This is a genomic window from Desulfovibrio faecalis, assembly GCF_053570625.1.
Genome location: NZ_JBRBQR010000001.1, coordinates 1,750,001 through 1,763,405, shown reverse-complemented (window position 1 = coordinate 1,763,405; position 13,405 = coordinate 1,750,001). Strand labels below are relative to the sequence as shown.

Here is a 13,405-nt window from a genome sequence, read left to right as displayed (position 1 = left end):
ACGCAAGTCAGATAGAATTGACGGCTTAGTAGGCAAGAGGTACTTTCTTTTTGTCAACGAATGTTTGTAATCAAATGGAAAAGTCAACCATGGGAGGGAAAGGCATGAAGATTGTATTTTCTGGATTGGTGCTAGGGCTTATGACCATATGTTTGATGGCTTGCAGCAAAAATGTCCCTCAACCTTCTGCCCAGCCAAATGAAACGCTGGTGATGAGCTCTGAGATTGAGAGCACGGTGGCAAAGGTTGAAGCTGTTGATCTCAAAGCGCGCAAGGTAACCTTGAGCAGCCTTCAGGGTGATTTGTTTATTATTCATGTGAGCAAGGAAGCCGTTAATCTGCGGCGCGTAAAGAAAGGAGATATGGTCGATATTTCCTACGGGCGTGAACTGACAGTATGGTTGGCTGAGCCTGGTTCTGTGGCTGACGAACAGGCTACTGCTGTTGTCAGGGCCAAACCCGGATCCCAGCCGCAGGGCATGGGAGTAAGGGAATCGAACTTTACCGCCAAGATACTTGCCATGGATAAAGTCAACGAGCTGGCCAAGCTTGAACTCGCCAACGGTTCTGTGGTGGTGGTCAAGGTGCAAAATCCTGAGAACCTCAAAAAGCTTAAGGTCGGGGATACGCTGGGCATAAGCTACCTTGAGGTTGTTGATATCGCCGTACGGAAGGCCCCCAAGCAGGGCGCCAAGCAGGGTTCCAAGCGTTGATTCCATAAGTCTGGTGTATTCGGCCATATTTAATGAGGGGAATGGTCAATGAACGGGAAAATGCTTCGGCGTTTGATGATCTTCTTATCCCTGCTTGCACTCATGGTCGTTGCTCTTCCAGCACCCTCCGTGGCAGACAGCGCGGCATCCATCAATTATGATGTTACTGCTGCGTTGAACCAGTTATATGCTTCCAGCCCTGCGGCGAAAAAAATGGGAAGCACGGCCAAGGGAATCCTTGTCTTTCCCAATATAGTCAAGGGCGGCCTTATCATTGGCGGTCAATTCGGCGAAGGCGCCCTGCGGGTTGGAGGCAAAACCAAGGGCTTCTATCGTAGCGTGGCAGCATCCTACGGGTTGCAGGCCGGGATACAGAAGTTTGGTTATGCTCTGTTTTTTCTTTCGGATGACGACCTGAAGTATCTGAAAAGCAGTGGAGGATGGGAGATAGGTGTCGGCCCCAGCGTAGTTATAGTGGATGAGGGAATGGCCAGATCATTTACCACTACCACGGCTCGCTCAGGGGTGTACGCATTTTTCTTCAACCAGAAGGGGCTGATGGCTGGCTTGGGTATTCAGGGCAGCAAAATAACTGAAATACATCCGAGCAAGTAGCCTCTGATTTTGTTCTACTTGAAATAGCCTTTTAAAGTGCATAAACGGCGGCTTACGGTTCAAGGTAGGCCGCCGTTTTTTACGCTTGCGGTTGGGATAGTGCCCCCTTGATGCGCCATACTCTTTTGTGCTCAGGTTTACATGCGCAATCGCCACCTGAACTGCCTGCCGATCTGCCCTATTCCCTTTTTTCTGAAAATCGTACGATCTTTGCCGCTAACATCCCTGACCCCTTGATTGTTTTTTGGCCTGATATTACATAGGTTGATAATAAGTCACCCAACATGCATTGCAGGATCGCTCAAATGGGCCTCCTTGCCGGGTGCGATTGCAGACAGCTTGCAGGCTGGCACGGCAACCCCTGATGCCGGTGCCTTTATGGGTCTTTGACACGAATCCGAGCAAACGGCTCACAGTCTGACCATAACACTGAGCCGTAGAAGGTGGACTTGCAAGCGACACTCTGCATATGAACAGCAAACCGCTAGCCCAATCCCTCTTGTGCCTGCTTGATAATTTGAGCGGAAGGCCATTTTTTCTTGCCATACGGCGAGGGCTGTTCATTGTTTTACCGCTCATAATGATCGGCTCATTCACCCTTCTGCTGCGCAATTTGCCCTTTGAAGCCGCGCAAAATGCCGTTGACGCCCTGCTTGGCCCCGTGGGGATGCGCGCGTGCGACACCCTTGTGGCAGGCACATTCGGCATATCCGCTCTGGCCCTGGCCTGCGCACTGGGCGGCGCCAGCGCCATGCGGGCCAATCTGACCAATCCCTCTGCCCCTGCAGTCAGCCCCATGCTGAGTTCGCTGGTGGTTCTCTCCTGCTTTTTTGTCATTGTTGCGCCAGAAGAAACAAGTTCCTGGACCATCAGCTTTTCCATGGACAGAGGCCTTCTGCTTGCCATGTGCGTGGCCATGGCGGGCAGCGCCGTATTTGTGCGTCTGGCGCGGTACCGGATTTTTCATCTGTCGGAAGAAATGGCCGGGCATGATCCGGTTGTCCGCGATGTGGTCACGGTTATGCCTGCGGCCATGTTAACAATCTTGCTCTTTGGGTTTATCCGCTTTCTGCTGACACTATGGGGGGCACCAGACCTGCATGCCGCAACAAGCAAACTGCTTACCCTGCCCTTTCAGCATAGCGGCAATGGCCTCGGCTTTGGCCTGCTCTACAGCTTCACCTCGCAAGTGCTCTGGTTTTTCGGCGCTCATGGCCCCAACGTGCTCAATTCGGTGGATGTGAACATCCTCACCCCTGCGGGCCTCGTTAATGCCAAAGCCGTAATGTATGGCAACGAGCCGCCTTTTGTGTTCACAAAAATATTTTTTGATACATTTACGCGCATGGGCGGCTCTGGCTCCACCCTGGCCCTATGCTTTGCCGTTCTGGTACGCTGCCGCGACTGGGGTATGAAAAAACTCTGCCTGTTTGCGCTGGTTCCGGCCATGTGCAACGTTAATGAGCCGCTTATTTTTGGCATTCCCCTGATGCTCAACCCCGCCTTTGCCATTCCTTTTATTCTGGTGCCGGCGGTACAAACCGTAGTGGCCTACCTTGCAACAATTATTGGCTTTGTGCCGCATACCACGGTGGGGGTTGCCTGGACCATCCCCCCGCTGGTCAGCGGCTATGTCGCCACTGGCAGCATCAATGGCTCCATTTTGCAGATGATAAACCTTGGGCTGGGCTTCCTCATCTATCTGCCCTTTGTGGCTCTCTCTGACGCAGTGCGCGAAAAGCACGGCAAACAGGTTATGCACAGCCTGCTGCAAATTGCCAACCGCTGCGATTCTGGGTCTCCCGACAACCGCAAGTGCCTGAACATTCCCGGCGAAGTGGGCCGCCTTGCCCACACGCTTGCCTCAGACCTTGAGCGGTCGCTAAACGCCAATGACGGTCAGCTTTATCTTGTATTCCAGCCACAGTGCGACCATGCAGCAAAACGCGTGGCAGGCGTGGAAGCCCTGCTGCGGTGGGATCACCCCATATATGGCCCTGTGGCCCCGCCCATTATTGTTGCGCTTGCCGAAGACACAAACCTCATTGACCGGCTGGGCAAATTTGTTCTGCTTGAGGCCTGCAAACTGCGCGCTGCATGGCAGCCCACAGTTCCGCATGACCTTGTGATCGCCGTCAATATCACTCCCAGCCAGTTGCGTAATGCCAACTTTGCCCAAATGGTGCTCAGTACGCTGCACGGTCTGGGCCTTACCCCCACCCAGCTTGAACTGGAGATCACGGAATCTTCCATTCTGGAGCCGGACGCCCGCACCCTCGATCTGCTTACCCGCCTTCGTGTGCTTGGAGTACGCCTTGCCATTGATGATTTCGGCATGGGTCACACATCGTTGCGCTACATCCGCGCCTTCCCCGTGACCACGGTCAAGGTTGACCGCTCCCTCACAGAAAGCCTCAACAGCAACGTGCAGGAGCAGATCGTGCGCAGCATTCTGGATTTGAGCCGCAGCCTGCGCATAACCACCGTGGTGGAGGGCGTGGAGGACGAGCAGCAGTTGCGCGTTTTTACGGGCATAGGCTACCATACGTTTCAGGGCTATTATTTCAGCCGCCCGCTTTCTGGTGCGGACTGCCTGGACTTTGTGCTGCGCTACAACGAGCAGAAGGATCAGGAAGCCTAAGGCAGCAGCAGACGTTTTTTCTGCATGCCCCATCACGCAAAAAGCCCCGGCATAACCGGGGCCTGAACTTAATAGCTTGAACTCTCACCAATCTGCCGCAATCATACCCGGTCAGACAGGGCCAAGGCCGCGTGACGGGCAAAGCCTGCGCTACCTTCTTCAGACGGATTCGCCTTCGATTTTTTGCAACAGGCTGGCGCAAAAGCTATCCAGCATTTTTTCTGTTTCGTCGCCCAGCCCCAGAACAGAGCCAGAGCGCAACTGGCGTGCACGTAGCGGCTCAAGATCAGGCATGCTGACGCGTTGTTGCGGCAGATCGGCTATAGGCGGCAGATCTGCTGTCTGATCAGGAGTAGCCTTGTTCAGCACCAGCACCTGACGGTGCAGGCCCAGATCGCCAGCCATGCGAGCAACCTCCGCCGCTGTTTCCAGCGAGCGCATGCTCGGCTCGGATACCACCAGCAAGGCATCCACATGGGCCACGGTTCCTCGGCCCAAGTGCTCCACACCGGCCTCCATGTCCACCAACACCCATTCACGCCTGTCGAGCACCAGGTGCGCCAGCAGGGCCTTGAGCAGGGCGTTGCTTTCACAAGCGCAGCCGCCCCCGGCGCTGGTCAAGGGCCCCATGACCAACAAACGTTTGTCTCCAGCGGTGTTCCCCCCATCCCCTGCAACAGGCAGGAGGGCTGACAGAGCCTCGGGCAGATCGCTGACATGCGGATCAAGGTCCATCATGCCGCCCTTGCCAGCGGGGCGAATGCGTTCTTCAATCAATGCGGCGCGCTGGGTGAGGGCCTCCGGCAAATCAGCCCGCGCCAAACCAGAGGCCTGCCCGAGCGAAAGCGCCGTGTCGGCATCCACAAGCCAGACTTTTTCTCCGCGCCGCGCCAGATAATCGCCAAGCCAGGCGGTGATGGAGGTTTTGCCCACGCCGCCCTTGCCAGAAACGGCAATCTTCATGCAATCCCCCTGTGGTTTATGTATTAGTCCTTGAGCTTTGCACAGAGCGGGCAGGCATTGCCCACCCGCCCTGCAAAACACGCTGGCCTAAGGTTGCAGGCCAAGGCCCTGCCGCTTCAGCCGGATGCGCGCATCCAGCAGGTCAGCTGCCTTTTCGGGATCGTCATTCACCACAAAGGATGCACCCACAATCTGTTCCAGACCGTTCAGGGCGATATCTGTCACCTTTTCCGAGCCAAGAATGTTGGGCGGCAGGCCCAGATGCGTGTAAATGCCGCTGGCAACGGCATACAGACCGATGGCCGCCGCTTTTTCAGAGTACCATTCCGGCGAGGACGCGCCCACAGGCAGATCGGAGATATCCACGCCCAGAGCATTGGCGATCAGCGCGCACAGCTGCAAAATACGGGCGTTATCCACGCAGCTGCCGAGGTGCAGCACGGGCGGAATGCCCAGCGCTCCGCACAGGCTTTGCAGCCCTGGCCCGGCCATGGAAGCGCCCTCGGGCACCAGCAGCCCGGCCTTGCCCGCCGCAGTGGTGACGCAACCTGTGGCCAGAACCATAATATCTTTTTTGATAAGCGCCTTCATGAGGCCCACGTTGGCCGAGTCGTGCTTGATCTTGGGGTTGTTGCAACCAACCACGCCCACAAACCCGCGCACAGTGCCAGCCTTGACGGCATCCAGCAAGGGATCAAGCGAGCCGCCCAGAGCCTCAAGAATGGCCTCGTTGGAGAAACCGATCATGATATTGACAGGTTCACCGGGGATTTCCACACGCTTGGGGTCACGCTCCAAGAACGCATCCACCGCCATGCGTACGATCTTGCGGGCTTCTTCCCTCGCATTTTCGGGATGGAAATTAAAATGGATGGCCCCGGTAAAGCGCGCCTTGGCTGCTGTGTCGATAAAGCGGGTGTGGTAGCAGCCAGCCACCTGCACCAGACTCGGCATGATGCACTGATAGTCCACCACCACAACTTCCACAGCGCCGGTCACGATTGCCAGCTCCGTCATCAGGTGGTTGCCAGCCATGGGGATGCCCTGGCGCATGAGCAGCTCATTGCCGGTACAGCACAACCCGGCAACTGTGATGCCGGTTGCTCCGTTCTTTTTGGCAAGCTCGATCATTTCAGGGTCGCGAGCTGCGTCCAGAATCATCTCGGACACCACAGGATTGTGGCCGTGCACCAGTATGTTGACCGTGTCTTTTTTGATGACACCAAGATTGGCGGTGGACATCTTGGGTTTGGGAGTACCGAAAAGCACGTCGCACAGCTCAGTGGCAATCATGGATCCAGCCCAGCCATCAGCCAGGGCGCAGCGCGCCGCATGCAGCATGGTATTGGGTGCATCGTTATCGCAGCCCATGTGGGTGCGGTGCATCATTTCGGCAATTTCGCGGTCAACCCCGCGCGGAGTGATGTCGAGATTTTCCCACAGCTCGCGGCGCTTGGCCGGAACACGGGAGACAAAATTGACCGCCTTGCGCCTGCTGCCAAAATCGCTGTAGCAGGCATCCACCACATCGGAGGCCACATCAAGCGTCTCGCGCCCTTCTGTCGCAACGCCCAGTTCAGCGGCAATGCGCCGCAGTTTGGCCTCGTCCCGAATCTGATAGCCGGGGGCACGGCCTTCCACCACTGCCTCCAGGGCCTCGATCACATCACGCCCGTGATCCGAATGCCCGGCTGAACCGCCTGCGATGAAGCGCCCAAAGTTGCGGGCCACAATCACATCGGCGTCTGCGCCACACACGCCGCGAGAAAGTTTTCCGCCGGGTTCGGCCTTGGCACTGATACGGCACGGCCCCATGACGCAGTTGCGGCAGGTGGTGCCAAGCTCGCAAAAACGGCAATGCGGCGTTTGCTGATCCAGCCTGTCCCAGGCAGTTTCTACGCCATCTGCTCTGGCCTTTGCCAGCATACTTTTGGCATCATCCCATATGGACATGTCATTGATGTCTCGCTTTTTGCTTTCCATAGCTGCCCCACAAAACTTGAGGTTACACGGCGCGCCAAGTCTGCACCGCAATCTTTGTCATACTGGTATCACAGTCAGGCAAGGGCGTCTGTCAGATGTGCGACAAAGGAACGGTGATGATTTTTATATCAAGTTAATCGCATAAAATAATTATATTTTTACCATGAACACAGTAAAAAATAGTAAAAAAGTCTGAAATTGATAACTGGAAAGAGCTGAGCAGAAGAAAATTTTGGCGGGTTAGTCCAGAAGTTCGCGAAGACGACCTTCGTCGAGAATGCAATACACGCCGCGCTGCTCCTTGAGCAGAATGCCGGAGCGGGTCAAGTCGGTCAGCAAGGTGGAAATGGTCTGGCGGGACGCCCCGAGGGTCTGGGCCAACATCTCGCCTGAAAGCTGCAGGCGGACGCGGCGGCGGCCATCGGGACCAGGAGCGCTTTCTTGCGCGGCAGAAACAAGATGACGAGCCAGGCGGGCAGAAACATCGCGAAGCGCAAGGCCATCAACAATGCTGAATGTATTTTTGAGAATACCGCCAAGCACTCGTACAACAGTTACCGTAAACTGCGGCACAGACATCATGCGCTGGTTAAACGTGGGCGTGTCCACCAGCAGGATTGTGGTATCTTCCACAGCCTGCACCTGCGCGCTTGAATGGCTGACGTACACATCGCCCGGTTTGAGAAAGGCGAGGGTAAATTCCTTTTCGCCATAGGCAAGATATACGCGCACAAGGCCCTTGCTCACAATGAACACGTAATTGCCGGCTGTCAGCCGCTCCCCTGCTGAAGAAACTGGCGTTGGGGAACTTTCCAGCTCTTCATCATAGCTGGGCGTAAAAATCATGCTGTTTTTGGGGAAACTGCGCTCATGAAAAGCGGAAAGCAACGAGGAGAATTCCGGCTTGGCCAGTTCATCCAGCAAATTGACTGAGGTAAACTTCATGGGATTCTCCTGCTTCCGGCATGCTCACTGATTCACGGGGATACTCAGCATGACGAAATTTGATCGGTCATTCCACAGTAATCCCTCACTACTGATTTAAACATATAGCCCATGTGCAAATTCGTCAAAGATTTCGCAACACGGCAAGGTTTGGGTCGCCTGAGTGGTCACTGTATTCCGCCATCCGGCGAAGTTTGGAGGCGATGCAGAGCAATTTTTGCCCATTGTAGAGCAAATCCTTTCTGCCCTTCGGTCACTGTATTCCGCCGTCCGGCGGAGTTTGGGACGCCTGTGCGGCGCGCAGCAAGGCGGGGCCTGTTATGGGGCTACGCCCCCTTCTCGGCCCCCCTTGCATCCCCCCCCGAAGCACCCCGAAGAGGGACTACCAATTACCCCAGTGTGGCGAGGGCAACGCGGCTGTAGCTTCAGGAGCTTCCTTCCCTCGCTGCGCTCGGTCAGGCGATCTCCCTCCGCGCCGCGTAAATGCCAGATGGCGCATTTGCTTTGGATAAAGTCCGTTTCAGCCAACTCCCCTGATAACAATTATACTGTTAAAGCTGGTCGTTGGCTCAAGATGTCTCGCCACAATCGCGGGAATGATGTGAAATGGTTGTGGTGCCGTTTTCCATCTTGCCTTTTGCAGGACGTGACCAGAAGATGGTTGTGGCGTTGCCTTCCTTAGACTCGCCGGAGCGGAGGCGGAGGCGATGTGCTGGTGTTGGGCGAGTTTGCAAAATACGCATTTTGCGACCTGAAAAGGAAGCGCCGGGATTTTGAGCGCAGCGTACTCAAGTACGTGAGCATCAAAATTTCGGCGCTGACGCATTCAGGGCGTAAAAGACGGGTTTGCGTAAATGCGGCTGACAGGCTCTGGCAGAACTGCAAGCGATGAGGTTCAAGGGATTTCGGGCAGAGGGAGGCTGTGAGGTAGTGTCCAGAATTTTTCGCACATTTTGTAGCTGTCAGTCAGTGTGAGTTTTGGCGGTGTCTTGAGGAGCCGGCGCGGAGCCTTGCGAGCGATACCCCACAAAGATATCGCGGCTGCAAGGGGCGTGACGGCTCCGGTTCTATATCAACACTTCTTGCTTCATATTCATGTACCGTTGTGTTCCCCACTTTTGACCCGCCATATACCGCAGGCGAGCCGATACCAGCATGAGCGCTGCATGACCATCCGGAAAGCTGCCTACCACACGTGTCCGTCGGCGGATTTCCCGATTCAGGCGTTCAAGCGGGTTATTTGTCCGGATATGCCGCCAATGCGTTGAGGGAAAGGCATAATAGGAAAGTGTTTCATCGCATCCGGATTCCAAAATCCTGGCTGCTTTATCAAGGCGTAATGCCTGGAGTTTTTTCACCACCTCAATCGCTTTCTGGCGGGCGGCTTCTTTGTCTTCTTGCGCGTGGATAGCCTTGAGCATCAAGGCGACCTCCTTGGCTTTGCCGCGAGGCGTTGCGTGCAATACGTTACGGTAGAAGTGCACCACGCAACGTTGCCATTTCGCATCGGGATAAAATTCTCCAAGCGCATCCAGAAACCCAAGACTTTTGTCTGATATCATCAGGTCGACCCGCTCAAGACCGCGCTCGCGCAAATAGCGCAGGAATTGCCGCCAGCTCTCGCTGTCCTCTCGGGAGCCTTCAGCTACACCAAGAATTTCACGAAAACCGCTTGTATTCACACCGATAGCCACAAGAACAGACACGTTCTGCACTTCCCCGCCCCAGGAGCGCTTCAGCCAGATGCCGTCCACGAAAACATAAGGGTACCTTGGTTCAAGCGGACGATTGCGCCATTCTTCTACACGTTCAAAAATTTTCTGATTCAAGTCACTTATGGTACTTGGACTGACACGGCTGCCCCACAGCGCTTCTGTGATGTCTTCCACACGACGTACGGAGACGCCCGCCAGATACATTTCCACCAGCGCTTCTTCCACGGAACTTTCACGACGACGATACCGCTCGATTATCGCGGTTTCAAACGGTACATGCCGCAGCTTGGGGACCTTAAGCTGAACCGTTCCGGCTTTGGTCTGCAAATCCCGTTCATAGTGACCTGCTCGGGTGCTGGCACGTTGCGCATTACGTTCATAACGCCTGGCCTGGCATAAAGCATCCGCTTCTGCATCAAGTAGGCCGTTTAGTGTTTCCTCAACGCTCTGGCGCACTACCTCGGACACATGCGACCGCAATTCTTGCTCATCAACCTCAATAACCGGAACTTTCCTTTTCTCACGCTCACTGATAATTTTCATCTGTAGCCTTCCTTGATGGAGTGTTTTGATGGTGGTTCACCAAAACATAACCAACTTGGCGGGCTACTTCCATTTTTTAAATGTGCGAAAAATACCGTACGTTATCGGCTGTGAAGCAAGAAGGAGAAGGAAGAAGAAGGCCACGCCCAAGGTGGCGTTGCGGTAAAGCGGAGGGATGTTGGCAGGCGAGAAGGCCGCGAGGAAGGAGCAAGGGGGGGATAAACGACAAAGCCCCTTGCGCTAGTAGCAGCAAGGGGCTTTGGAGCAATCGTTGACAGCGGCCTACTTTCCCACATGACGTTATGCAGTATCATCGGCGATGGAGAGCTTAACTTCCGAGTTCGGAATGGGATCGGGTGTACCCTCTCCTCCATGGCTATCAACGAAATTTGTCAAAATATTAATTGACAGGGACGGAAGGATTTTTTTCAAACACAAGCCGCACGGGCTATTAGTACTGGTCAGCTCCACACCTCGCGGCGCTTCCACCTCCAGCCTATCAACGAGGTAGTCTACCTCGGCCCTTTAGGGATTGCTCCAGGGAGAACTTATCTTAAGGCAGGCTTCCCGCTTAGATGCTTTCAGCGGTTATCCCTTCCGCACATAGCTACCCTGCTGTGCCGTTGGCACGACAACAGGTCCACCAGGGGTGCGTCCATCCCGGTCCTCTCGTACTAGGGACAGGCCCTTTCAATTCTCCAGCGCCCACAGAAGATAGGGACCAAACTGTCTCACGACGTTTTAAACCCAGCTCGCGTACCACTTTAAACGGCGAACAGCCGTACCCTTGGGACCTGCTTCAGCCCCAGGATGTGATGAGCCGACATCGAGGTGCCAAACCGCATCGTCGATGTGAACTCTTGGATGCGATCAGCCTGTTATCCCCGGCGTACCTTTTATCCAATGAGCGATGACCCTTCCATTCGGGATCACCGGATCACTAACACCTACTTTCGTACCTGCTCGAGATGTCTCTCTTGCAGTCAAGCTCCCTTATGCGTTTGCACTCGACGGCTGGTTTCCAATCAGCCTGAGGGAACCTTTGCATGCCTCCGTTACTCTTTAGGAGGCGACCGCCCCAGTCAAACTACCCACCAGACACTGTTCCCTCACCGGATAACGGTCGAGGGTTAGGGACCTGAAAAAACAAGGGTGGTATTTCAACAATGACTCCCCCCATACTAGCGTACAGAGTTCACAGTCTCCCACCTATCCTACACATGCAGTTCCAAATCCCAATGTCAAGCTATAGTAAAGGTGCACAGGGTCTTTCCGTCTTTCTGCGGGTACACGGCATTTTCACCGCGACTTCAATTTCACCGAGTCTCTGGCCGAGACAGTGTGGAGATCGTTACGCCATTCGTGCAGGTCGGAACTTACCCGACAAGGAATTTCGCTACCTTAGGACCGTTATAGTTACGGCCGCCGTTTACCGGGGCTTCAATTCGAAGCTTCGCTTGCGCTGACCTCTCCTTTTAACCTTCCGGCACCGGGCAGGCGTCAGTCCGTATACGTCGTCTTTAGGACTTCGCACAGACCTATGTTTTTAGTAAACAGTCGCCACCACCATTTCTCTGCGGCTCCCTCAGGCTCGTTAAGTGAATTAACTTCACCCGGAGGAGCACCCCTTCTTCCGAAGGTACGGGGTTATTTTGCCGAGTTCCTTGGCCAGAGTTCTCTCGAGCGCCTTGGATTATTCATCCCACCCACCTGAGTTGGTTTGCGGTACGGTTTGCACATCCTAAACTTAGAAGATTTTCTAGGCAGTATAGGCTCAACAGCTTCAGACCTTACGGTCACGGACTCGCGTCTCGACGTAGAGCAGTACGGATTTGCCTGTACCACACGTCTACCTGCTTGCACCGGGACAACCAACACCCGGCCTGTCTACCTTTCTGCGTCCCTCCATCGCACAGATGTACAAGTACGAGAATATTAACTCGTTTCCCATCAGCTACGCCTTTCAGCCTCACCTTAGGGACCGACTAACCCTGGGAAGATTACCTTTACCCAGGAAACCTTGGGTTTACGGCGAACGGGTTTTTCACCCGTTTTATCGTTACTCATGTCAGCATAATCACTTCTCCACAGTCCAGCATGCTTTACAACACACCTTCAGCCCATGAAGAACGCTCCCCTACCAGACCACATACGTGGAATTCAAAGCTTCGGTACTATGCTTAGCCCCGTTACATTTTCGGCGCAACGTCATTAGACCAGTGAGCTATTACGCTTTCTTTAAACGATGGCTGCTTCTAAGCCAACGTCCTGGGTGTCTCTACAACGTCACCACCTTAACCACTGAGCATAGATTTGGAGACCTTAGCTGTTGATCTGGGCTCTTACCCTCTCGACAATGGACCTTAGCACCCACTGTCTGACTCCCATGGTACATCTGACCGGCATTCTGAGTTTGAAAGAGTTTGGTAATCTGGTAGGACCCCTAGCTCTGTCAGTGCTTTACCTCCGGTAGACAATCCATGAGGCTATACCTCAATATATTTCGGGGAGAACCAGCTATCACCGGGTTTGATTGGCCTTTCACCCCTATCCACAAGTCATCCAAAACGTTTTCAGCCGTTAATGGTTCGGTCCTCCACAAGGTTTTACCCTTGCTTCAACCTGCTCATGGATAGATCACCCGGTTTCGGGTCTAATCCGCACTACTAAACGCCCTTATCAGACTCGCTTTCGCTACGGCTCCACTTACGCTTAACCTTGCAGTACAGATTAACTCGCTGACTCATTATGCAAAAGGCACGCGGTCACACCACAAGGGTGCTCCCACAGCTTGTAAGCATCAGGTTTCAGATTCTATTTCACTCCCCTGACAGGGGTTCTTTTCACCTTTCCCTCACGGTACTGGTGCACTATCGGTCGTCGGTTAGTACTTAGCCTTGGAAGATGGTCCTCCCAGATTCCCACGAGGTTTCACGTGCCTCGCAGTACTCAGGTACCGGCTGTGTCCTTTTCAGTTTCGGGTACGGGGCTATCACCCGCTCTGGCGAAGCTTTCCAGCTTCCTTCCCCTGCCTACTCCAGAATCACGTATGCCGGCCCTACAACCCCGCATGGACGGATCCACACGGTTTGGGCTATTCCCCCTTCGCTCGCCGCTACTGAGGGAGTCTCGTTTGATTTCCTTTCCTTCAGGTACTGAGATGTTTCACTTCCCTGAGTTGGCTCTTGGCAGACTATGTATTCGTCTACCAGTGACGGGACATGACTCCCGCCGGGTTTCCCCATTCAGAAATCCTCGGATCAAGGGATGTTTAGCTCCTCCCCGAG

At 54.5% G+C, this 13,405-nt stretch carries 7 protein-coding genes and 2 rRNA genes (1 of these 9 only partly in view); 3 read left to right on the top strand and 6 right to left on the bottom strand.

Annotated elements, in window-relative coordinates:
- Window positions 1-212 precede the first annotated feature (212 nt).
- From ACUZ79_RS07900 to ACUZ79_RS07890, 3 genes are all read left to right on the top strand, one after another.
- Window positions 213-713, top strand: a complete 501-nt coding sequence (locus ACUZ79_RS07900; protein WP_449251236.1) for a hypothetical protein — start codon at window positions 213-215, stop codon at window positions 711-713.
- 48 nt (window positions 714-761) lie between these two features.
- Window positions 762-1,328, top strand: coding sequence for a lipid-binding SYLF domain-containing protein (locus ACUZ79_RS07895; protein ID WP_240825879.1), 567 nt, complete (start codon window positions 762-764; stop codon window positions 1,326-1,328).
- A gap of 469 nt (window positions 1,329-1,797) precedes the next feature.
- Entirely contained in the window at window positions 1,798-3,969 is a 2,172-nt protein-coding gene (locus ACUZ79_RS07890) for an EAL domain-containing protein (RefSeq protein ID WP_449251235.1), read from the top strand.
- A 159-nt stretch (window positions 3,970-4,128) separates the two neighbouring features.
- On the opposite strand, the gene ACUZ79_RS07885 is transcribed toward ACUZ79_RS07890, so the two are convergent.
- From ACUZ79_RS07885 to ACUZ79_RS07860, 6 genes are all read right to left on the bottom strand, one after another.
- A complete protein-coding gene (locus ACUZ79_RS07885; protein WP_449251234.1) occupies window positions 4,129-4,932 on the bottom strand; it encodes an ATP-binding protein in 804 nt (267 codons plus the stop codon).
- An 87-nt stretch (window positions 4,933-5,019) separates the two neighbouring features.
- Window positions 5,020-6,915 carry an anaerobic carbon-monoxide dehydrogenase catalytic subunit gene (cooS, locus tag ACUZ79_RS07880; RefSeq protein ID WP_449251233.1) on the bottom strand — a complete coding sequence of 632 codons (1,896 nt, stop codon included), beginning with the start codon at window positions 6,913-6,915 and terminating at the stop codon, window positions 5,020-5,022.
- A gap of 240 nt (window positions 6,916-7,155) precedes the next feature.
- On the bottom strand, window positions 7,156-7,860 hold the full coding sequence (locus ACUZ79_RS07875; protein ID WP_192113761.1) for a Crp/Fnr family transcriptional regulator: 705 nt from the start codon (window positions 7,858-7,860) through the stop codon (window positions 7,156-7,158).
- Window positions 7,861-8,927: 1,067 nt separating this feature from the next.
- A complete protein-coding gene (locus tag ACUZ79_RS07870) occupies window positions 8,928-10,118 on the bottom strand; it encodes an IS256 family transposase (protein WP_449250312.1) in 1,191 nt (396 codons plus the stop codon).
- Window positions 10,119-10,387: 269 nt separating this feature from the next.
- Window positions 10,388-10,502: ribosomal RNA gene (gene rrf / locus ACUZ79_RS07865) — 5S ribosomal RNA — on the bottom strand.
- Between the two features lie 46 nt (window positions 10,503-10,548).
- Window positions 10,549-13,405 (bottom strand): 23S ribosomal RNA (locus ACUZ79_RS07860); it runs 77 nt beyond the window's last position.